The 22,425-nt window shown below is 69.8% G+C and carries 18 protein-coding genes; 6 read left to right on the forward strand and 12 right to left on the reverse strand.

Annotated features, from left to right (window positions below):
- Positions 1–114: 114 nt before the first annotated feature.
- The 6 genes from QMK24_RS18735 to QMK24_RS18760 all read right to left on the reverse strand — a co-directional run bounded on the left by QMK24_RS18735 (position 115) and on the right by QMK24_RS18760 (position 8,696).
- Entirely contained in the window at positions 115–354 is a 240-nt protein-coding gene (locus QMK24_RS18735) for a hypothetical protein (protein ID WP_283467357.1), read from the reverse strand.
- A gap of 160 nt (positions 355–514) precedes the next feature.
- Positions 515–2,074 carry a S1 RNA-binding domain-containing protein gene (locus QMK24_RS18740; protein ID WP_349307813.1) on the reverse strand — a complete coding sequence of 520 codons (1,560 nt, stop codon included), beginning with the start codon at positions 2,072–2,074 and terminating at the stop codon, positions 515–517.
- Entirely contained in the window at positions 2,022–2,627 is a 606-nt protein-coding gene (locus QMK24_RS18745) for a recombinase family protein (RefSeq protein WP_283467359.1), read from the reverse strand. Before QMK24_RS18745 ends, QMK24_RS18740 begins: the two co-directional genes overlap by 53 nt.
- Before the next feature lie 444 nt (positions 2,628–3,071).
- A complete protein-coding gene (locus QMK24_RS18750; RefSeq protein WP_283467360.1) occupies positions 3,072–3,968 on the reverse strand; it encodes a Tn3 family transposase in 897 nt (298 codons plus the stop codon).
- Positions 3,863–5,098, reverse strand: a complete 1,236-nt coding sequence (locus QMK24_RS18755) for a hypothetical protein (RefSeq protein ID WP_283467362.1) — start codon at positions 5,096–5,098, stop codon at positions 3,863–3,865. The genes QMK24_RS18750 and QMK24_RS18755 overlap by 106 nt, the downstream gene beginning before the upstream one ends.
- A 388-nt stretch (positions 5,099–5,486) precedes the next feature.
- Complete coding sequence (locus tag QMK24_RS18760) at positions 5,487–8,696, reverse strand: GH92 family glycosyl hydrolase (protein ID WP_283467363.1); 3,210 nt, start codon at positions 8,694–8,696, stop codon at positions 5,487–5,489.
- 277 nt (positions 8,697–8,973) lie between these two features.
- Between QMK24_RS18760 and QMK24_RS18765 the strand changes: the two genes are divergently transcribed.
- From QMK24_RS18765 to QMK24_RS18780, 4 genes are all read left to right on the forward strand, one after another.
- On the forward strand, positions 8,974–9,747 hold the full coding sequence (locus QMK24_RS18765; protein ID WP_283467364.1) for an ATP-binding cassette domain-containing protein: 774 nt from the start codon (positions 8,974–8,976) through the stop codon (positions 9,745–9,747).
- Between the two features lie 8 nt (positions 9,748–9,755).
- Positions 9,756–10,871: an ABC transporter permease gene (locus tag QMK24_RS18770; protein WP_283467365.1), complete on the forward strand. Its 1,116-nt coding sequence runs from the start codon at positions 9,756–9,758 to the stop codon at positions 10,869–10,871.
- Between the two features lie 82 nt (positions 10,872–10,953).
- Positions 10,954–11,940 (forward strand): ABC transporter substrate-binding protein, encoded by a 987-nt coding sequence (locus QMK24_RS18775; RefSeq protein WP_283467367.1) that lies wholly within the window; start codon positions 10,954–10,956, stop codon positions 11,938–11,940.
- Positions 11,941–12,124: 184 nt separating this feature from the next.
- Positions 12,125–13,156 (forward strand): LacI family DNA-binding transcriptional regulator, encoded by a 1,032-nt coding sequence (locus QMK24_RS18780; RefSeq protein ID WP_283467369.1) that lies wholly within the window; start codon positions 12,125–12,127, stop codon positions 13,154–13,156.
- Between the two features lie 84 nt (positions 13,157–13,240).
- On the opposite strand, the gene QMK24_RS18785 is transcribed toward QMK24_RS18780, so the two are convergent.
- Positions 13,241–13,615, reverse strand: a complete 375-nt coding sequence (locus QMK24_RS18785; RefSeq protein ID WP_283467371.1) for a hypothetical protein — start codon at positions 13,613–13,615, stop codon at positions 13,241–13,243.
- A 478-nt stretch (positions 13,616–14,093) separates the two neighbouring features.
- On the opposite strand from QMK24_RS18785, the gene QMK24_RS18790 reads away from it, so the two are divergent.
- Complete coding sequence (locus QMK24_RS18790; protein WP_283467372.1) at positions 14,094–14,798, forward strand: M15 family metallopeptidase; 705 nt, start codon at positions 14,094–14,096, stop codon at positions 14,796–14,798.
- A gap of 67 nt (positions 14,799–14,865) precedes the next feature.
- Here the strand turns inward: QMK24_RS18790 and QMK24_RS18795 are convergent, their stop codons facing one another.
- The 5 genes from QMK24_RS18795 to QMK24_RS18815 form a co-directional block, all read right to left on the reverse strand.
- On the reverse strand, positions 14,866–15,786 hold the full coding sequence (locus QMK24_RS18795; protein WP_283467375.1) for a winged helix-turn-helix transcriptional regulator: 921 nt from the start codon (positions 15,784–15,786) through the stop codon (positions 14,866–14,868).
- 15 nt (positions 15,787–15,801) lie between these two features.
- A complete protein-coding gene (locus QMK24_RS18800; RefSeq protein WP_283467376.1) occupies positions 15,802–17,283 on the reverse strand; it encodes a carotenoid oxygenase family protein in 1,482 nt (493 codons plus the stop codon).
- Entirely contained in the window at positions 17,273–18,511 is a 1,239-nt protein-coding gene (locus QMK24_RS18805) for an acetyl-CoA acetyltransferase (RefSeq protein ID WP_283467377.1), read from the reverse strand. Before QMK24_RS18805 ends, QMK24_RS18800 begins: the two co-directional genes overlap by 11 nt.
- 232 nt (positions 18,512–18,743) lie before the next feature.
- On the reverse strand, positions 18,744–20,435 hold the full coding sequence (locus QMK24_RS18810; RefSeq protein ID WP_283467378.1) for a class I adenylate-forming enzyme family protein: 1,692 nt from the start codon (positions 20,433–20,435) through the stop codon (positions 18,744–18,746).
- 160 nt (positions 20,436–20,595) lie between these two features.
- Positions 20,596–21,507, reverse strand: a complete 912-nt coding sequence (locus QMK24_RS18815; protein ID WP_283467379.1) for an LLM class F420-dependent oxidoreductase — start codon at positions 21,505–21,507, stop codon at positions 20,596–20,598.
- Positions 21,508–21,731: 224 nt separating this feature from the next.
- Here QMK24_RS18815 and QMK24_RS18820 point away from each other — a divergent pair, with 224 nt between their 5' ends.
- The gene (locus tag QMK24_RS18820; protein ID WP_283467381.1) at positions 21,732–22,346 is read left to right on the forward strand and encodes a hypothetical protein; all 615 of its coding nucleotides are present in this window, start codon (positions 21,732–21,734) and stop codon (positions 22,344–22,346) included.
- The last annotated feature ends 79 nt before the right edge of the window (positions 22,347–22,425 follow it).

Here is a 22,425-nt window from a genome sequence, read left to right on the forward strand (position 1 = left end):
CACGCGCCATCAAACGCATCATCTCCCGCTACCGCATCAAGAAACCCGACGACCGGCAAGCTCCCACACCACCCCGCACCCCCACGCTCATACCACCCCACCCGAACTCTTAACCTAACGGCATTGGATACGGATCAAACGTTCGACGGCTGCCCGGTCCCTGGCGGACAGGCCGTCCTCGCCGACGATCTCTGCGAGCACAGTCAGGGCTGCAGCACGCAGCCACCCGGGCCCCGCGCGGCGGATCTCCTGCAGCAACGGCACGATGGACGGCCCCCAGGAGGTCAGGACGTACCGAGCCCGACTCCCGGTCCGGACGTCGGGGTCGTGGAGGAGGGGAAGCAGAGCGGTCACGGCCCGGAAGTCTCCTGCCCCGTGCGACTGGATGCCGCCCACAGCGGTCCTTCGGACGGTTGCCTCAGGATGAGACAACGAGGCCATGTACAGGGCCAACTCATCTGGCTCTGCACCGGACCTGGACTCCCGCTCCTTGCGCGCCTGGGCAGCCGTCTCGTCAGGAATGACGGTCTCCCTTTTGGCGGGTTGTACGGGCCCGCGTCTGCGACAAGGCAATGCGACGCCGTGCCAGATCGACATCGATGATCTTCACGGTAAGAGCGTCGCCGACCTCGACAACGACTCCGGGCGATTCATCCAGCTCGCTGGTGTGCACGAGCCCCTCGAAGCCGTCCTCTCGGTCTTCGATGCGGACGAAGACTCCGAACGGCACGATCTTGGTGACCGGTCCGGTGACCACCTGCCCGATTCTCTGCGCTACCTGCGGCCACGGGTCTTCCTGCACTACTCGGAGCGACAGCGGTACCCGTTCCCAGATCATGTCGACGTCGAGGACCTCAGCTGTGATCTTCTGGCCGACGCTGACGACGTGAGACGGGTGGTTGATCGGACGCCAGGACAGCTCCGGAATGTTAATCATTGCGGTGAAGCCGCCGATGTCCACGAAGGTGACACCGAAGCTGGCGATGGTCGTTACCGTGCCGGTGACGAACTGGCCGCGCCGCAGGGTTTTCAGGAACGCCCAGTCCCGGTCGCTGGGCGTCGGCTCGGTCTGCCAGCGTGCGCGGAGAACCCCATCGCTGTCCGGTAGCACAGCGGTGAATAGGGGGTGTCGCTCATCGGTAGCCAGGGATACGACGCCGGCAGCACGTGCGCTGGTGATCTGGGGGGTCACTGCCTCGAATTGGGTCTCGTCCACGACCAAGCTGCTGATCCGCCCGTCCTCGTCCTCCCAGAGGACTTCCACAAGGCCCTCCTCAGGCAGAGAGCCCATGGCCGCGTCGACGTCGGTGAGCAGGTCCGGCCAGACCGCCAGCTGTGCGCGAGGGGTCAACTGGGAGCGCACTGCCTCGACATTGTCGCGGGTGAGGCGGTGCCAGCGGGAGGCGTTCGCAGCGTAGTTCTCCTCCAGGAACGTGGCGCGGAAGGCGCTGACCGCCCAGTGCAGGCGGGCCCAAAAGTCGGCGTCGGCCGGGCGCTGTACGCGCAGTGGGTCGTCGGGGGCGAAGTCGTACGGCGATGCGTCCAGGCGTTCCGGGAACAGTCCGAGCGAGCGGGTGCGGGCGAGGGCTGCTTCGCAGGGGCGGCTGCTGCCGACGTACAGGTATTGGTCCCAGCCGACGTGCACGGTGAACACTCCCTCCGCCTCCAGACGGCACCAGGCGCCGTTGTCGCGGAGCATGGCCCGGACGAGTTCCAGGCCGGCGGCCATCGGTACCAGGGCACCGTCGTGGAACCCGGTGAGGCCAGCTGGGAAGAGGTCGGCTAGGCCGTAGCCGTCGACCGGCGGTTCCAGGCCGAAGGTGGCGAAGCCGCCGATCTGCGGCTCGCGGATGGCCAACTGGTCGACGCCGGTCTCTTCGGCGAAGGCGGCGATGGCCTGCAGGTAGGCGGCTTCGACCGGTCCGTGGTCACTGGTCGCGGGCTCGGCACCCGCGTAGTGGCCGTGCTGATCGCGGTCGGCAGGGTCGTACTTGGTGACCTGGTAGACGTAGGGCAGCACGTCACTGCCCGCCGGAGGTCGAAGGCACTGCTGCCGGGGTCTGGTGGCGTTCAAGAACGCGGTACACCGTGGCGCGGCTGACGGAGAAGAGCTCGGCAAGGTCGGCGATGGTGTGCTCGCCGGACTGGTGCTGTTGGACCAGATGAGTCTGCTGGCGGGAGGTGAGCTTGGGCTGCTTGCCTCTGAGTTTGCCCTTGGCCCGTGCGACCGCCATGCCTTCGCGGGTGCGCATGCGCAGCAGGTCGACCTCGAACTCGGCGAAGGTCGCAAGGATGTTGAAGAACATCTTGCCCATCGGATCGGCGGGGTCGTAAAGGGTGCCGCCGAGCGAGAGTTTGACGCCGCGGGCGGTGAGCGAGTCGCCGATGTCGCGGGCGTCGGGTACCGAGCGGGCGAGGCGGTCGAGCTTGGGGACGACGAGGGTGTCGCCGGCGCGTACGGCAGCGAGGGCCTGGGCCAGGCCGGGCCGGTCGCGGTTGGTCCCCGTCAGTCCGTGGTCCAGGTAGATCCGGTCCTCGGGGACGTCCAGGCTGAGCAGGATCTCGCGCTGGGCGGTGAGGTCCTGCTTGTCCAGACTGCATCTCGCGTAGCCGATGCGTTCGCTCATGCCCGGAGCGTACGGTAAGCCCCCGCTCACCGTACAGATCACCGGACACCCTAAATGAGACGCCGTCAGTGCAGGTCCCGGTACCAGGGCCCGTCCCAGCGGCCCGGCTGCGTGCTGTGGCTCATCGGGCGAGTGTGCCGGGCTGAACCGTCCAGCTCAACCGGGTTCTTCCGGCACCCCTCCAGCCCGGGTGCGGTTTACCGGTCAGGGTCGTACGGCGGGATGGTCCAGCGCAGTACCGCCTCGCTGCGCGGGCTTCGAGGGTGACGGGGTAGACCTGCCCGTAAGCCCGCTCTCCGCGGTGGCGCATGGAGTGGTCCCCATGGTCCCAACCAAGACCGAGCACTGGACATCCGCCGAGGTCGATGGCGCCGGCCAGCAGTGGGTGGCTCCATCCGGCCCGGTTGAATCGGTGGAAGTCGGTGTGGGCGTCGACGGCGACCATCAGCCCGTTGCCGGGTCCTTGCCGGTCAGTTCGCCGTCCTTGCCGTAGAACAGGTCGTGGTTCGCACTGTTCCAGTTATCGACGACCTGCAGGCCCTCGCCGATCTCCCGGCGCAGGTCGGCGTCGGCGAGGTAGTCGCAGATGAAGGCCGTGCGCACGGCCCGCCCCAGCTCTTCGATGGCCCGGTAGGTGGGGTGCTTGGGGCCGCCGCGGGTGAACCGGCGCAGGACCTGTTCGGCCTCCGCGGTGCCCAGGCGAAGGGCGGTGGTGTATTTGGCGATCTGGTCGTACTGCTGGCGGATGAGCTCCCAGTCGATCGTCTTGGTGGACAGCACCGGGCCCAGTTGCGGCCACTGCTCGTCCTCGCCGGCGGCTGGGCGGTACAGCCGGGCCGACCCGACGTTCTTCAATCGCGGGAGCAGGTTGAAGCCGAGCATGTGCGCGAACGCGAACCCGACGATGGAAGCGCCGTGGGTGTCGGTGTACTGCCGGTCGACCTCCATGTCGGTGCAGTGCCGCAGCACGCCCTCGATCATCGAGGCAACCTCGGAGGCCGAGCAGTGCTTGAGCTGGGAGTAGATGCACACCGACTTGCGCTCTACGTGCCAATAGATCATCACGCCGGGTCCCCGGTAGCGCTGGTGCCACTCGGTCATGAAGTTGCTGGACCAGGCGCCGAATTTGCGGCTGTCGGAGGCGCACGCGGTCCCGCCGCCCCACCAGCCCTCGTCCCTGGCGGCGAAGGTGTTGTTGACGAGCTTGATCAGCGCGGACCTCATGTTGGTCCGGTTCACGAACAGGTGCCGGATCCGCCGGAGAACCGCCTCGGACTCGCCGTGCTTGCCGGTGGCCACCACCCGCTTGATGCCCATGTTGGTACCCAGCGCGAACAGCACCAGCAGCAGGCGGCGCCGCAGGACATCGCGTGGGACCGCCTCCCTGGAGGCCACCGAGCCACCCAGATCTCGCGGCGCCGCAGCGCGTCCCGCAGGCTGACCAGCACGCACAGCTCGTAGGGGATGCGCTCGACCCGGCCCTTGTCGTCCACCACCGCGGCCCGCCACTGCTCGGGCACCACCCCCTCCAGCGGCACCTTCTCCGCCGCGTCGAAGAACGCCCCGTCCTTGATCGGCTGGTCCAGGTAGCGCTTGAGCAGGTCGATCGCGTCCATCACCGGCCGGTAGGCGGTGTTGTTGCTCTTCAGCTCCCAGGCCGACAGCAGCCGCGAGAGCATCCGGCGCCAGTGCGCAGAGTACGAGGACCGCAGCACGGTGCGGATGCGCGCCTGGTACTTGGCCTCGTTCGCCGCGGCCTCCGCCGCCAGCGCCTTGAGTGTCTTCTCCCCGCCGACCACCGGGTAGATCACCTTGCGGACCGTGCCGGACGGCTCGGCCAGGGCCGCTTCCACAACCCGCAGCATCATCGCCTCCTTGCCGCGGACCTTCTTCAGCTCCTTGACGAACTCGCCCTCGACCTTCTTCTCCGCCCGCGTGTTGATCTTCTGCACCAGCTGGATGAAAAGGTCCACCAGCGAGTCGGTGATCTCGGTCTCGCGCACATGGCACAACGCCGCCAGCAGCGTGTACCGCACCGCAGCCGGCGCGGCCACCAGGTCAGACGGATACTCCTTCGCCGCCCGCGCCCGCCACGCCGACACCAGCTTCTCCGAGAACTCCCCGAACAACTCCGGCGGCAGCTCCAGCTGGCGTACCCGCTGCAGCTTGTTCACCTCCGTCAGCAGACTGTCCAGGCCCAGCGCGCCGGGGTCCGCCTTCAGTTCGGTGAAGAACATCCGGCCCCCGCCCACGCTGCCCTCATCCCCGTCGTCCTCGGCGACCAGATCATCCAGCCGGGACCGAGAGGCCGCAGACAACCGCCCCACCGTCGTCGCGCAGAACCCCTCCTCGAAGGTGTTCACCGCCGAGGCGACCAGCCGCGTCACCTTCGCGGGCGCTGGGGGCTCCAGACGATCCTTGCGGCACCGCGCTACCACCGCCTCAGCCAGCCGGTCCCGGTTGAGCTCCACCGGGCACAGCTCGGCCGCCAACCACTGCGCGAGCTGGACCTGGTCGTCCTGCGTGCACTCGCGGAACCCGAACGCGTCCGGACCTCCATCCGGTGCCGCTTGATCGCCCGCCCGGAGCAGTCATAGGCACCCCACTCCTCGGCCGGCACCTTCACGGACCACACCCCCGTGTTGGTCCCCCCGCCGGCCGACCGGCTGCCGGTCGTTGTCCGGAACTGCCGTACCGGTCGGCGGCATCCAGCCTCTTGGAGGCAGCAGAGGGCGGCAATCCCTTCGAAGACGTTCGAAGTGACGCGCCGCCGGAGCCGGGCGCCGGCGCAACGCCGGCGATGATCTGAGACCCGCACGACGAACGACGGGCCGGGCACCGCGGTGCGGTGCGGTGCGGTCAGGTGCCGTACACCTCGAACTCGTAGATACGGGCGGCGGCGTCGGTGTTCTGGGTGGGAGTGATGACGTCGAGACGGGCGTAGCGGGCGGTGGCGGTCAGGGTGTTGTCGGTGACGTCGGTGGTGTTGCCGCGTACCTGGGCCACCGGGGTCCAACTACTGCCGTCAGTGGAGACGAGCAGGTCGAAGTCCTTGGTGTCCCAGCCGGCCGACTCCCCGCCGGCGCCGGCGTGGCGCACGGTGATCGAGCTGAGCGCGTGCGAGCCGCCGAGGTCGACCTGCAGGGTCTTGGTACCGGAGGCGAGCGAGCACCATTTGTCGGTGTTGCCGCCGGAGACGCTGCCATTGACCGCCTTGTCCGGCGTCTCGCTGCTGTTGCAGGAGGCCGACCCGGTGGCGGGCCGGTTCAGCGCCAGATTGGTCTGTCCGCCGCCACCCCCGCCATAGACCTCCAGTTCATAGATCCGCACGGCGGTGGCCCCGGTGTTGCCGGGTGTGGTGACGGCGAGCTTGACGTAGCGGGCCGACCGGGCGGCGATGGCGTTGTACGTCCGGCTGGAGCGCGAGCCGGTGACGGTCGCCGCGGTGGACCAGGTCGTACCGTCGGTGCTGGTCTGGATCTGGTAGGCCCCGGTGTTCCAGGCGGTGTTCTCACCGCCCAGTCCGGCGTGCTTGACGACGAACGAGGACACCGTCTGCGTGGACCCGAGGTCGACCTGCATCGCCGGGCTCGCCGAGTTCGTGCACCACTTGCTGTTGTTCTTCAGCGTGCCGTCGACGGCCTTGTCCGCCGACTCCGCCGCCGCGCAGGGAGTCGAGCCGGAGGTCACCGGCTTGCCCTGGGCGAGGTTGGCGCCCAGTTCGGGAGCGGCCGGAACCGAAGTGCCGCCGTCCTGGAAGGACGGAGGTGCGTCGGTGGCCCCGGTGCCCCAGGTGGCGCTGGGCGACCCGCCCATCGTGTAGGACAGCGTCCCGCCGCCGGCCACGTCGGGATAGCGCAGGTAACTGTGGTTGGTGGCAGTCCCGTTGACACTCAGACCCTGGACGTAGTTGCCGGAACCCGAGGAGTTGATGGTGATGTCCCCGGCGGCCCGCTGGATCGTGATCGAGGGGAAGGTGGGCCCGTGCACGGCGAGCGTGTCGGCGCCGGGGGTGGCCGGGTACATGCCGAGCGCCGCCCAGACGTACCAGGCGGAGGTCGCGCCCAGGTCGTCGTTGCCGGGCAGCCCGCCGGGACCGGTGGTGAACGAGTCGGTCATCACCTTGCGCACGGCGTCCGAGGCGCCGGACGGGTGCCGGGCGAAGTCGTACGCCCACGGCACTCCGTGCTCCGGCTCGTTGCCGATGTAGTAGTAAGGCCGGCTCTGTCCCGCGTTGACCTCGGTGAAGTGGTGGTCCAGCCGCTGTACCGCGGTCTGCCGGCCGCCCATCGAGTTGATCAGGTCGGCGAAGTCGTAGGTGACCATCCAGGTGTACTGGGCCGCGTTGCCCTCGGTGAAAGTGGACTGGCTGGCCGGGTCGAGCGGCCACGGCCAGCTGCCGTCGGTGTTGCGCGGGTGGATGTAGGCGGATTCGGCGTTGAACGTGTTCCGCCACCACTGGGCGCGGGTCATGTGAGTGTTGTAACTGGCCGTGTTGCCGAGCGACCTGGCGAACTGCGCCATGGCGAAGTCCGACGCCGAGTACTCCAGCGAGTCCGACGGGTCGCCGTTGATGTAGTGAAGATTGGTGTACGTGGACTGCCGGCTGCGGATCGCGCTGCCCTGCGTGGTGCCGCCGCTGGAGGACTTCTCCATCAGCGTCAGCGCGGCGGCGGTGTCGAAGTCGCGTGCGCCGAACGCGTACATGCTGCCCACGATGATGGGTCCTGGGTCACCGGTCATCACGAAGTCCTCGTTGGTCTGCTGCGACCATTTGGGCAGCAGACCGCCCTGCTGGCCGTCCAGGACCATCGACTTGGCGATATCACTCGCCTCGGCGGGAGCGATCAGCCCGATGAGGGCCGCCCAGGAGCGGTAGATGTCCCAGCCGGAGTAGTTCTGGTAGACCGGGTGGGCGGAGTTGTGCACCGCTCCGTCGAAGCCGCGGTAGTCGCCGTTGACGTCACTGGAGATGTTCGGGCTCTGGAACACGTGGTAGAGCGCGGTGTAGAACTTCTTCAGCTCGGTCGCGCCGCCGCTGGAGATCTGGACCCGGTTCAGGATCTGGTTCCAGGCGGTGTCCGCCGCGGTGCGGACGGCGCCGAAGTCCCAGCCCGCGTTCTCCGTGGTGATGTTCCGCTGCGCGTTGGCGACACTGACGTAGGACAGGCCGACCTTGAACTGGACGTTCTGGTCGGCGCTGGTGTCGAAGGTGACGTAGGCGCCGGTGTTGGTGCCGTTCGCGCTCGCCGAGCCGGCGGTCACGGTCCCGCCGGTCCAGGTGCCGAAGCCGGTGGGAGCCTTGTCGAAGCGGATGTCGAAGAAGATCTGGTAGGTCTTCGACGAGCCGCAGAACCCGCCGGCGGTGACGCTGCCGGTGACCTCCGAGCCGTTGACCTGAACCGAACCGGCGCGGTTGCCGGTCGCGCTGCGACTGGTGTTGATCAGCAGCCGGGAAGTGATGGAGGAGGGGTAGACGAGCTTGCCCATGCCCGTGCGGGTGGTCGCGGTCAGCTCGACATCGGTGGAGTACGTGTCCAGCCGGGTCTTGTAGTAGCCGGGTGCGGCGGACTCGTTCGCCTTGGTGTAGCCGGACGCGTAGCTGGTCCAGTTGGTGCCGGGCGAGGAGCCCAGCGCGCCGGTGACCGGGAGGATCGGGAGATCCTCGTTGTTCGAGCACCCCGCGCCGTCGAAGTGGGTGGCGCTGAAGGACTCGACGGAGGTGTCCGAGGAGCGGTAGCCGGACGGGGACGCGGTCGGGGTGTCCGGGCTCAGCTGAACACCGCCGAAGGGGACCACGGCACCCGGGTAGGTGCTGCCGCCGGCGCCGCCCGGCACCGGGTTGGGCGCGGTGCTGTCGTCGGTACCGACGAACGGGTCGACGTACTGCGTGGGGTTCGACACGGCGGCATGCGCCTGGGGCGAGGCGGCAGCGACCGCGCCGACGGCGGTCAGCAGCAGACAGGATAACGCCACGCCGAGTCGCAGCAGCGGGGTGGACCGGTCACGGCCCGGGGGAAGGTGTGCGCCTGGGGCACCACGGCGCCGGGCGGAATGCGATCGAAGCACGGAGAACCACCTTGTCGCGGGGGGCCGCTCGCCGTGGGGCCAGCGTCCTGAAGGCACGGGGGATGCTCGAAGTGCATGTGAACGTTATCAATCGAGACTGGATTCTTGACGTGTCCCTGATTCCTTGTCAAGAGTGCCCGCATACACGCGGATCGTGGATTTACCCTGACCTGTTCAGTTAAAACGAAGGTATGTGCGGAGTATTGACAGGGCCTCAGGCCACCCCCACAATCCGGGAATCGCTGAGAACGTTACCAGGATGCTTGGAGGCGTCTCGATGGCAGAACCACTCCTGGAAGCGCGGGGAGTGACCAAACACTTCGGCCATGTCCAGGCGCTCCAGGGCGCCGATTTCACCGCCTGGCCCGGCGAAGTCGTCGCCCTCATCGGTGACAACGGCGCCGGTAAGAGCAGTCTGGTCAAGACCCTGTCCGGCACCATCAGGCCGGACGGCGGGCAGATCCTGGTGGACGGTGCGCCGGTGCGGCTGAGAAGTCCGCTGGACGCCCGGCGGTACGGCATCGAGACCGTCTACCAGGACCTCGCGCTCGCTCCTGACCTGGACGCGGCGGCCAACCTCCACCTGGGCCGGGAGCTGTACCGGGGCGGGCTGCTCGGACGGCTCCATGTGCTCGACCGGGCGGCGATGCGCCGGTCCGCGGTCGCCGCCTTCGCCGAACTCGGCGTCGATCTGCAGGATGTGGGTGTCCCCGTCGCCTCCCTGTCGGGCGGCCAGCGCCAGTCGGTCGCGGTGGCCAGGGCGGTCGCCTTCGCCAACCGGATCATCTTCATGGACGAACCCACCGCCGCACTCGGCGTGGTGCAGCGCGGACGCGTACTCGACACCATCCGGCGCGTCCGGGACCGCGGCATCGCGGTCGTCCTGATCAGCCACAACATGCCCGAGGTGCTCTCCGTGGCCGACCGCGTCGAAGTGCTGCGGCTGGGCCGCCGGGTGGCCCGCTTCACCGCCGCGCAGACGTCGGTCGAGGAATTGGTCGGCGCCATGACCGGGGCACTGGACCCTTCGGCGAACGGCGGCGGCTCATGAAGCCGGACATGGCGGGGGCAGGGAAGACGGGGACCGAGGAGACAGCGGCCGGGAAGACCATGGCCGAGGAGACAGAGGCCGAGGAGACGGTGCGCGTGAACGACGACTCCCCCGCGCGCGACCGGCCGCGGATCGCGCTACCGGAGTGGGCGAAACGGCTCGCCGCGGTCAACGAGGCCTGGACGTTCGGGGTCCTGGCCATCCTCGTCGCCTTCTTCACCATCGCCGCGCCGGGCACCTTCCTGACCACGTACGACATCACCCAGATAGCCACCAACGCCGCGATCTATCTGGTGCTCGGCGTCGGCATGACCTTCGTCATCATCGTGGCCGGCATCGACCTGTCCGTCGGATCGGTCCTCGTACTGGCCGCCGTCCTGTCCGGCGAATACACCCTCCACCACGGCGGCGCCGAATCCGGCTGGGGCACCATCGCGGTCAGCGCCCTGATCGCCCTGGCCACCGGCCTGGTGTGGGGCGGCATCCAGGGACTGCTGGTCGCCAAGGCCAAGGTGCCGCCACTGATCGTCACCCTCGGCGGCTTCGGCGCGGCACTGGGCCTCGCCCAGATCATCACCGGCGGCCAGGACCTCACCGGGGCCGTGTCGGGCAAACTGCAGCACAGCATCGGCTTCGGCAAACTCTTCGGCCAGATCCCCTGGCTGGTGGTCATCGCCTTCGCCACCACCGTGCTGTTCGGACTGGTACTCGCCTACACCCGGTTCGGCCGCTACACCTACGCGATCGGCTCCAACGCGGAAGGCGCGCGCCGGGTCGGCATCGCGGTGGACCGGCATCTCATCCTGGTCTACGCACTGGCCGGCCTCCTGTCAGGGCTCGGCAGCGTGATGTGGCTGGCCTACTTCGGCACCACCTCCATCGCCGGCCACTCCACCGACAACCTCAAGGTCATCACCGCGGTCGTCCTCGGCGGCGCCAGCCTCTTCGGCGGGCGCGGTTCGGTGCTCGGCACGGTGATCGGTGTCTTCATCCCGGCGGTCCTCACCACCGGCCTGATCATCATCGGCGTCCAGCAGTACTGGCAGGACGTCGCCATCGGCGTCGTCCTGGTCCTCGCCGTCTACCTCGACCAGTTCCGCAGGCGCAGCCGCGACCGCGGCTGACGTTCCGGACAGCCCCCCGCGCACCGCACCGTTCCGTCATCACGTTCCCCCTGGGCCGAACCCTCACAGAAGGATCTCCGCCATGCACAGAGCCATGAAGATCGCCGGATGCTGCGCCGTGCTGGCCGTGCTGGCCGGCGCCGCCGGCTGCAGCAGCAGCAGTGACGGGAACGGGTCATCCGGCTCCGGCAAGAAGACCATCGAGCTGATCACCGGCGTCAAGAGCGACCCGTTCTACATCACCATGGCGTGCGCCGCGCAGGCGGAGGCCACGAAGGTCGGCGTCAACCTCAAGACCGACGGCTCGGCACAGTGGGACGTCGCCGTGCAGCGGCCGATCATCGACTCGGTCGCCGCGACCCGTCCGGACGGCCTGCTCATATCCCCGGTGGACAGCACCGCGCTGACGCCGTCGCTCCAGCAGATCCAGGGCGCGGGCACCAAGGTCGTCCTGGTGGACACCTCGGTCACCGACACCTCGGTCGGCGTCTCCCGGATCTCCTCCGACAACGAGGCCGGCGGCCGCTCGGCGGCGAAGGCACTCGCCCAGCTGATGGGCGACAAGGGCTCGGCCATCGTGATCAGCGTCAAGCCCGGTGTCTCCACCACCGATGCCCGGATCAAGGGCTTCACCGAGGAGATGCAGGCCAGCCATCCGGCGATCACCCTGCTCCCCGTGCTGTACGACAACGACCTGCCGGCCACGGCCGCGTCGCAGATCCAGGCGACCCTCGCCGCGCACCCCGACCTCGGCGGCGTCTTCGCCGGCAACACCAACACCGCCCAGGGCGTGTCCACCGGGCTGCAGGCCGCGGGCAAGCAGGGCAAGGTCAAGGTCGCCGCGTTCGACGCCGAACCCGACGAGATCACGGCACTCAAGAACGGCACCCTGGACGTCCTGGTCGCGCAGGATCCGGGCGGTATCGGCACCCAGGGCGTCGACCAGGCGCTGGCCGCGATCCAGGGCAAGAAGGCGACCGCACAGATCGGCACTCCGATGGTCGCCATCACGAAGCAGAACATGGCCGACCCGAACGTCAGCAAGTACTTCTACAAGTCGGCCTGCTGACCGCCGGAGCCAGGGGCGGGACCAGGCAATTCACCTGGTCCCGCCCCTGGCTCCGGCGGCGTGGGTGGGTAACGTTGGCGCCCTCGGCGCCCGGACCGCACGCGGGGAGTGCGGGCGGGTCCGCCGGCCATCAACTATGCGTCGGATCCCGTCAACGCACCGGATCCCGTCGATGAGGAGCCCCGTGAAGCGCCCGACGATGAAGGACGTGGCCCGCGCCGCGGGAGTGAGTCCCATGACGGTCTCCCGCGTCATCTCCGGCGAATCAGCCGTGTCCCCGGACACCACGGCCCGGGTCGAGCAGGCGGTACGGCGGCTGGGGTACCAGCGCAATGACAACGCCCGAAACCTGCGGCAGAAGAACCTGGGCACCTCCACCATCGGCCTGGTGGTGGACGACCTGGCGAACCCGTTCTACGCCCTGATGGCACGGTCCGTGGAGGACGAGGCGCACCGGCGCGGCTATCTGGTCCTGGTCGGCAGCACCAACGACGAGCCGCGCCGGGAGCAGGAAGTCGTCGCGGCGTTCTGCGCGCGGCAGGTCGACGGACTGATCCTCGTCCCGACCATCGGCAGTCATGGCTTCCTCAAGCAGCCCATGGAGGGCGGCACCCGAGTCGTCTGTGTCGACCGCCCGGCCAAGGGCCTGGCGGTCGACACCGTCACCGTGGACAACCGGGCCGGGGCGAACCGGGCGGTCACCCACCTGCTCGACCACGGACACACCCGGATCGCGTATCTCGGCGACCGGTTCGGCATCTGGACCCAGCGCGAGCGCTACGCCGGCTATCTCGAAGCTCTGGCGGCCCGGGGCGTGCTGGAGGATCCCGAGCTGGTCCGGCACGAGCTGCGCTCCAGGCCCGACGCGGCCGCGGCGCTGGCGGAACTCCGGGCCCTGCGTCAGCCGCCGACCGCGCTGTTCACCAGCAACGACCTGATCACCATCGGCGTCATGGACGGCCTCGGCCAGGCCGAGGGCAGCCTGTTCGACCAGATCGCGATCGTCGGCTTCGACGATTTCCCGCTGGCCGAACGGCTGAGCCCGCCGCTCACCGTGGTGAGCCAGGACCCGGTCGCCCTCGGCGGGACGGCGGCGAACCTGCTGTTCTCCCGGATAGCGGGCGACCGGTCTGCGCCGCGCTCGGTGATCCTGCTGACCCGCTTCATCATCCGCGGCTCCGGCGAGACATCCGCGGGCCCGGTCAGGACCGACTGACCACGCCCGACCCACCGGACGTCACGCGCGCAGCCGGCGCGCCGAGCGCCGGCTGGCTGTGCGCGGTTGCCCGCGCGCCGGGCGTCAGGTCTCCCTGGTGTAGAAGATGAAGAACGAGGCGGCCAGCGCCGCCCCTCCGAACACGATTCCCATGCCCGTGGACTTGAGGATGCTCGCGTGCGACAGGCTGTACAGGAAGCCCAGGGCGCAGCCGGTCAGCGTTCCGTAGGCCGCGGCGCGCAGCTCGCGCGGCAGGGCGTGCTGCACTCGGCCGAGCAGCATGCACACCGCGGCGACGGCCACGCCCGCGACGACTCCGAGCACCACCTGACCGCCGGTGACCGCACCGCCCGCCCGCTGCACGAATGCCGCGTAGAAGCCGTAGACCACACCCAGCGTGGCGGGCAGCGTCCACCCGAGTGAGCCATGGTGCCGTGCCGGCACCGTTGCGTAGGCCATGACGGAACCCCTTCCGCTGTCTCACTCCAGAGCACACCCGCGCGCCGCGCACGGCAAGTGGATCTACAGAACCGGCCGGACCACGGTGTTCATCGGACCGCGCTGAGTGACCGCCGGGGAGGGCGGCGCCCACCACCAGGCGTACCGCCCCGCACATCGCCGTCCGGCGTCCGGCTCCCACCGGCCAACAGGAGTGCGCCGAGGCGCGCAGGCCACCGGGCCGGAGCCGACGCGGACCGGCCGGCCGCCCGCCCGGCGCTGCGCCATTCAGGTCGCCGCGGCCCGGCGGCATGAGCCGCACGGGCGAGCCGGCCGCCGCAGCGGATTGCCCGCCGCCTGCCCTGGTACCTCTTCAGCGTGCGCTCGCGCTGTCCGCGGCCGCACGGCGACGCGCCGGTCCACCATCCGCGCCGGTTCCACTCCGGTTCCTGATTCCGCGCCATGAGGACAGCCCGGTGCGGTCGTCAAGGGAGAAAGCATGCGTCCCGCTCGCAGCACGGCCCGTCGGTTCGGGATCCTGGCCCTGACCGCCGTGGTGCTCGGCACCTGGTCCCCAGCGGCGGCGTCCGCGCCGCACCCCGGCGGCTCCGCCGCCTTCACCGCCGATCCACTGGCGCTCAGCGCCACCGTCGAAGCCGTCCCCGCGGCCAAGCTGCTCGACACCTACCGCGCCGGCTGCCCGGTGGGACCGGACGATCTGCGGCTGATCCGGATGAACTACTGGGGCTTCGACGGAGCGACCCATCCCGGTGAACTGATCGTCCACAAGAACGTCGTCGATCCGGTGCTGGAAGTCTTCACCAAGGTCTTCGCCGCCCGTTTCCCCATCGCCCGGATGCAGGTGATGGCCGACTTCCACGGCGATGACGAGGCCGCGATGAAAGCCGACAACACCTCGGCCTTCAACTGCCGCGAGGTCACCGGGGACCCCAGCACGCAATCGCAGCACTCCTACGGCGACGCCATCGACATCAACACCGTCGAGAATCCCTATGTCGACATCAACGGCCAGGTCCACCCCAGCAGCGCCGCGCCGTTCCTGAACCGCGCGCAGACCGTGCCGGGGATGATCCAGCCCGGCGATGTCGTCCACAGCGCCATGCGGGCCATCGGCTGGCAGTGGGGCGGCCGCTGGAGCAATCCCGACTACCAGCACTTCTCCCGGAACGGCCGCAGCCTGTGACCCTGCTCACCGCCGCCGGGTCCACCACAGCCGCGTCCGCCAGCGCCGGGACTGCGATCCGGCCCGGTCAACGGACCGGCGCCGGAACGGGCGCGGCCGGTTCCTCGCCGATGACCTGGACGTCGCTGTCGTACAGCGCCTGACCGCATCCGTCGCACACCAGCAGCGGTACGAAGTCCGCGCCGCAGTCGAGGTGGGTGGAGACCAGGGCCGGCCCCTCGGGAGCCGGGAACCAGCGCTGCCCCCAGTCGATCAGCGTCATCACGACGGGGAAGAAGGCGCGGCCCTTCGCGGTGAGCCGGTACGAACCGCGGCCCGGCTCCCCCGCCGAGACCTCCAGTACGCCCAGCGCGCAGAAGGTCCGCAGCCGGTCGGCGACCATCGCCGGCGGGGCCCCGAGCCGCTGCTGGAACTCGCCGAACCGGTGCGCGCCGAGGAAGGCCGCGCCGAGCAGCGCCACCGACCAGCGGTTGCCGATCAGGGACATCGTCTCGGGGAACAGACCCGCACCGCCCTCCGCGCCGGCGGCCCCGCTCGGGCCGAGCCGGCTGCTCACCTCGCGCGGCCGCACCGGCCGCGCGCAGCCGCCGCACACCATGACCGGCTCCATGTGCCGCCCGCAGCCGCCGTGGCGCATCCAGGGCAGCCGCTCGCTGTGACCGTCGACCCAGCGGTACTCCCATCCCCAGATGGAGACGAGCACCGGCCAGATCTCCCGCCCGCGCGGCGTCAGCCGGTACTCGTACCGGACCGGGCGCTGCTGGTACGCGCTGCGCGCCAGCAGCCCCATGTCGGTCAGCCGGGTGAGCCGGGTGGTCAGCACCGCGTGCGAGATCGGCAGCCGGCCGCGCCAGTCCTGGTACCGGCGGACGCCCTGCAGCGCGTACCGGAGGATGAGCAGGGTCCACTCGTCGCCCAGCAGGCCGAACGCCACCGCGATCGCGTTCTGGCCGCCGGGCGGCAGCGGGGTCGGTGCGGTGTCGTCCACTCGGCTCCCTCCGCGCTACAGGATGGTCTTCCCGCCGTGCCACCCCGGCAGCGAGGAGCCGGCCGCCCACGTCGAGTGGGTGCCGCTGGAGATCCGTTCCGGCAGCCGCACCCGGGCGATGGGACCGTCGGTGAGGCGCGCGGCGTCGAAGACGAGGCACTCGGAACGATCGGCGTTCATGTCGGTCGTCAGCGTAACAAGGTAGCCGTCGTCCTCGCCGGTCGCGCCGGATCGCGGCGCCATCGCCGTCTCGCTGCCGTACACACCGTCGGGGAGGGCGTACCGCTCCTCGCGCCCGGTGTGCAGATCGTGCTTCACGATGCCGTCGAAGAGGAACCAGCCGGGGCGCTGGGTGGCGGCGTACGTATAGCGGTACGGGCGCCCGCCGAGGTTCGGGTTGATCATCCCGAACTCGGTGAACCGTTCGCTGAGCCGCTCCTCCTTCACCTGCCCGGTCACCAGGTTGAGCCGCCAGCGGTGCAGCCGGGTCTGCATCCGTTCCAGCGCCAGGAAGCGGAACATGCGCTGGTAGACGCCCTCGCCGCGGGGGTCGGCCGGCTCGGGGCAGCCCTGGTGGAAGCCGTCGATGACGATCTCGTCGCCGTCCTCGTAGGCGTTGGCGAAGTGCAGCACGTACGTGGGGTCGGCCTCGAACCAGCGGACCTCGGTGCCGTACCGGGGGACGACCCCGAAGCGGCTCGGCAGGTCGGGATGGAAGCGGGAGGCGTACTTGCCCTGGGCGATCAGGGCGGGGTCCCAGAAGAGCGGGAAGTCGTTGAGGATCGCGTAGTTCTCGGTGAACGCCATGTCGTGCGGCAGCCGCGGGCCGGGCAGCGGAACGTCCGTGAGGTGCTTGAGGCGGTTGTCGGGACCGACCACTCCGTAGCGGAGATAGGGGGCCTCGGTGGCGTAGCTGAAGAAGAGCAGTTCGCCCGTCCGGTCATCGACCTTGGTGTGCGCGGAGACTCCCCAGTCGGGCGACCAGGGCGATTTGCCGATGGTCTCCAGGGTGAGCGGGTCCAGCCGGTAGAGGTCCCCGCACTGCCAGAAGCTGCTCAGCGCCTGCCCTGCGTGGACCACGATGTCGGTGCTCGACGCGTCTTTCATACGGGTGCGCGCTCCCCAGCCGTCCGCGCGCAACGACAGCGCGGGCCGCTCGGCGATGCCCGCCCAGAGGGCCTTCCCCGCCTCCTGCTCGGCGGTGAAGCCGTCGGTGCGCACGAAACGGTTGCGGTAGAAGGCCTTTCCGTCCCGGAAGCCCACCACATGGATCATGCCGTCGCCGTCGAAGGGGTGGTACAGCGAGATCGCGGGGTGCACGGGGTTCTCGGTGTTACGCAGGTAGACGCCTTCGAGGTCGGCCGGGATCTCACCGGTCACCTCCAGATCCTCCGCCCGCCACTCGGTGGTCTGCGGCCGCCAGGGGCCGGTGCGGTACGGGTGGTCGTCGTCCTCCGGCAGAGTCGACAGGGCGCGCCCGACGATCTCAACGTCCATGGGTGTCCTCCCCTTCCACGACGAAGCCGACCGTGGTGGTCGTGCTTCCGCCGATATTCAGTGTGGCGAACCGCTCCGCTCCTTCGACCTGGAAGCCGCCGGCCCGGCCGGTGACCTGGCGGCTCGCGTCGAGCAGCATCCGTACGCCGGTGGCGCCCACCGGGTGGCCACCGCCGATCAGTCCGCCGCTCGGATTGACGGGGATCCGGCCGCCGATCTCCAGGTCGCCGTTCTCGACTGCCTGCCAGCTCTGTCCTGGCGCGGTGATGCCGCAGTGGTCGATCGCCATGTACTCGGACATCGCGAAGCAGTCATGGGTCTCAAGCCCGTCGACCTGGTCGATGCCGCCGATTCCGGCGCGGCCGAAAGCGTCGATGACCGTCTGCCGCACATGGGGAAGCACATACCGGTCCCCGGCGCTGCGGTCGGTCTTCTGCCGCAGGGAGAGTCCGGCCGTACGGTGTCCCCATCCCGCGATCCTGGCGAGCCGCTGCCCGGGGCGGCCGGCGGGCCGGCGGCCGGCGAGCCAGCGGTCCGAGACGAGAACCACGCCCACGCCGCCGTCCGTCATCTGGCTGCACTCCTGGCGCCGCACACGGCCCTCGATGACCGGATTGGCGTGGTCGTCGGCGGTGAAACTCGCCTCGGTGAGCTTCCAGTCCCGGGTCTGGGCGTTGGGATTGGCGCGCCCGTTGCGGTAGTTCAGCTCGGCGATCGCCCGCAGGTGGGCGTCGTCCAGGCCGTACCGCGTGGCGTATTCGTCGGCCAGCGCGGAGAACATGTACGGCCACATGAAGGTCGCGTCCTGGCCCTCGTGCCCGGTCCAGGCCGCCGCGCCCAGATGGCGGGCCGCCTCGTCGCCCGGCACCGTCTTCTCCAGTTCCACGCCGATGACGAGCGCGCAATCGTAGCGGCCCGCCTCGAGATCGGCCATGGCGGAGAGCACAGCGATGCCGCCGGATGCACAGGCCGCCTCATGGCGGGAGGCGGGCACGCCCCACAGCCGGTCCTCCACGGTCGCGGGCATTCCGCCCAACTGGCCCTGGCCGGCGAAGAGCTGGCCGAAGGCGTTGCCGACGTGGATGACGCCGATGTCCCCGGGCTCCAGTCCCGCGTCCTGGAGCGTGCCGTCGACCACCTCCCGTACGAGATCGGAGAACTCCAGCCCGGCGCGCGCCCAGTTGCGGGCGAAATCCGTCTGATGGCCGCCCAGCACCCATGTGTTCATCCGTCACCTCCGATGCGATGCTACAACTAACAGAGTCACTCGGAGAAGGGACCGCGATGGACGACGTCTACGTGCTCGACTATGTACCCACCCCGCGAGGCAAGGGCTCCCGGCGCGGCGCCCTGCACGGGGTCGGCCCCGTCGGCGTAGCGGTCCTCCTGGAGCGCGTCCCGTAGGACGGCAGGACGGCAGGACTGGTGGACGGAAGGACTGGTGGACGGGTGGTCTTCGGTCAGAGGCTGTCGCGCAGCACCCGCTTCAGCACCTTGCCGACGGGGTTGCGCGGCAGCTCGTCACGCAACTCCAGCCGCTCGGGCAGCTTGTACGAGGCGATGTGCCGCTCCTTGAGGTACCCGACCAGGTCGTCCAGTACCAGCGCCGACCGCGCGACGACCACGGCGCAGGCCTTCTCGCCCAGCAGCTCGTCGGGGTAGCCGACGACCGCGACCTCGGCGACCGCGGGATGCCCTGCGAGGAGCTGCTCCAGCTCCGCGGGGGCGATGTTCATCCCGCCCCGGATCACCACGTCCTTCGCCCGGTCCACGTACTTGAGGAACTGCCCGCGGTCGCCCGCGATCTCGAAGAGGTCACCCGTCATGAGGTACCCCTGGTCGTCGAAGGGGCTGGGCAGGTCCGTGCCGCCCAGATAGCCCGCGAAGACCTGCGGGCTCTTGATCCGCAACTCGCCCGGACGGCCCGGCTCCTCGATGTCCTCACCCGTCGCGGCATCGACGATCCGCACCTTCGTCCACCGGGCGCCGCGGGTGGACCACTCGACGCCGTGCACGCCGTACCGGGGGAAGAAGCGCGCCCGCTGCTCCGGATCCGGTACGTCGTACGGGTCGGTGAGCATCCCCGTGCCCTCGTTCGACCCGAAGAAGTTGATCACGCCGATCCCGTACCGCTCCTGCCAGCCGCGCACCATCGCCGGGGACAGCGGCGCCGAGCCCGAACCGATCCGGGTGAGCGAGGAGATGTCGGTGCTCGCGAGGAGCTCGTCCCTGGCGAGCAGCATGGTCAGCAGCGCCGGCGGCGCGACCGTGTACGTGACGCGCTCCTCGGCGATCTGGCGCAGGAACACCGGCAGATCGAACGGATGGTGCTGCACCAGCACGCATCCGGCCCGGAGCCAGGGCAGGAACAGCCCGGCGAATCCGGCCATGTTGACCATGGGGAAGGGATTGAGCAGTACATCGTCCTCGGTCATCCGCGGCGCTTCCAGGCATGTCCAGGCGATGGCCAGCCAGTCGTTGTGGCAGCGGGGCACACCCTTCGGGGTGCTCTCGGTACCCGAGGTCCAGCAGATGGTGACGCAGTCGTTGGGATCGACCGGGTGCTCGCGCAGATACGCCGCGACGCCGGCCGGGTCGTACGGCAGGCGCAGTTCGGCGTCGAGCGGCACCGCCCCGGCCGGTACGTCCGCCCCGAACGCGAGCAGCAGCCTCAACTGCGGCAGCCGGTCCCGCAGCCGGTCGACCTCGGCGGCGATCTCCCGCCCGCCGACCCGGCCCGCCGTGATGAACGCCGTGAATCCGGCCAGGCCGCCCAGCTGCACCGTCTCGTGCTCGCGGTACTGCACCGGCAGCGGTGAGACGATCACCCCGATCCGCCAGCAGGCGAGATAGACACAGACCAGCTCGGCGATATTGGGCAGCTGTACGCCCACCACGTCGCCCTGCCCGAGACCGTGCCGCAGCAGCACGGCCGCGAAGCGGTCGACGTCCGCGTCGAGTTCGGCCCAGCTGAGCCTGCGCGCCGGCATGTCGACCAGGTCCGCCTTGTTCGCCGGGTCGACGAGCGCGAGCCGTCCGGGATGCAGCCGTATCCGCTCGCGCAGCAGCGAGTCCGTGGTCTCACCGTCCCACCAGCCCGCCTCGGTGTACTCGGCGACGCGTTCGGCCGGATGAAGTCTCCGTGCCCCCATGATGTCTCTCCCTCCGCCGGTCGGCCTGCCTGCCGCTCTGTCGTTCTACCGGTCCGCGGGTCCATCCGTCCGCCGGTCAGTCGATCTTCCGATCCGTCGATATGCCGGTGTACCGATCCGCCGGTCTGCCGGTCTGCCGGTGTATCGCCGAGGAGCGGGTCTACTGGTCCCGCAGCAGGGCGAGCGTCCGCTCGCCGCCCGGGTCGGCGTCCGTGCTCGACGCGACGACCGCGATCTCGTCCACTCCCGCCGCCGCGTACTCCGCGATCCTGGCCCGGACCGCGCCGAGGTCGCCGACCAGCCCGACGGCGGCGGCCAGTTCACGCGGCACCGCGGCGAGCAACTCCCGCGGATGCGGCCGGGACCGCGCGAACTCCACGATCTCTCCGAAGCCCGCCTCGATGAACATCTCGGCGTAGCCGGGCGCCGCCAGATAACCGACCACTCCGCGCCGCACCTGCTCCACCGCCTCCGGCGACGGATCGACGGCGGCCGTCACCCAGGCGGCGACCCGCGGCGACGGGCGCCCCAGCGCCCCTGCCTCCGCGCGCACCTGGGCGACCAGCTTCGCCGCCGAGGCCGGCGTGAGCAGATTCAGCACCATCCGGTCGGCGAGCGCGGCCGCCGTGCGGACGGCCGCGGGGCCGAAGGCGGCCACCGTCAGCTCCGATTTGGGCGCCGGCAGCCGCAGCCGGTAGCCGCTGGTCCGCACGACCTCGCCCTCCGAGGTCGTCTTCGCTCCGTCCAGCAGCTGCCGCAGCGCCGTCGCCGACTCCCGCAGCGCCACCCCGGCACGCCGGTGCGAACGGCCGTGCCACTGCTCGACGACGACCGGGCTGGAACTGCCGATCGCCACATCCACCCGCCGCCCGGTGAGATCGGCCACCGAGGCGACGCCGCGCGCGATCGTCATCGGGTCCCGTACGGACACGGCGAGCGGGCCGACGGTCAGCGGAATGCGCCGGGTGCGCAGACCGACGGCGGTGGCGAGCGCGAACACGTCGTAGGTGGCCATCTCGCCGAGCCACAGCTCCTCGTACCCGTTCCGCTCGGCGGCGGCCGGTCCTGCCAATAGCCCAGTGACACGGACAACTTCACGTGCTTCAGCCTCCCCGACCGCAGCCCACGAACCCTCGAATCCACGACACCGCCGAAGCTACAATAGGCAGAGTGACTCGGCCACCCTTCCCGCGCCGCCGAGCCACGTGGGCGGTTGTGGCCGCCCGCCGGACAACCTTCGGGAGGCGAGGACCGTCCTACTCAGCACCAGCCCCTGAAGACCGAGGTCAGCCGCCCATGCCCTTCGCCCGTGCGACCGCGACGACTCTGATCACGGCGGCCCTGCTCCTGGCCGCCGCCCCGTACGCCCTCGCGGACTCCGGTACGACGCTCTCCGTCGATCCCTCCTCCAGCCACCAGCGGGGGCGCGAGGCCACGTTCATCGTCGCCGTGACGGAGTCGGACCTCGGACGGGGCAAGGGGACGCTCACGATCGGGTCCCGCGCCTTCGTCAAACCGGTCACCCTCACGAAGCAGCGGTTCCATGAGGGAAAGACCGGCGGCGAGCTGTACGCGGAGACCCTGGCCATGGTGCTCTGCGACATCAACCCAGGCCCCTACACGGTGGAATTGAAGGACGGAGTGAGCGATCAGGCCCTGGCTGCGGTGACGCTGACGGTGGTGCCGGAGATGGACCCGGGAAACCAGCAGTTCTGCGGCGATCCCTCGGCCGGCTACGACTCGGTCGCCGACAAGACGAGCGAGGCCGCGGCCGATGACAATGTGGGCCACGACGGAATCGGAGTCGGCACGATCGTCGCGGGCGGGGTGGGGATCGGTCTCGTGAGTTCCCTCGCGACCGGATTCGCCGTCTCCCGCTGGCAGCGCAGGACTCGGCGCGAAGCGGAGTGACCTGCGGTCGTGCCGCTGACAGTGGCGCGGACGGCGGCAGGCGTTCATGACAGCGGCGCTGGATGCTGCTTAGGATGGC

This window comes from Streptomyces sp. PH10-H1 (assembly GCF_030063355.1).
Taxonomy (GTDB): Bacteria; Actinomycetota; Actinomycetes; order Streptomycetales; family Streptomycetaceae; genus Actinacidiphila.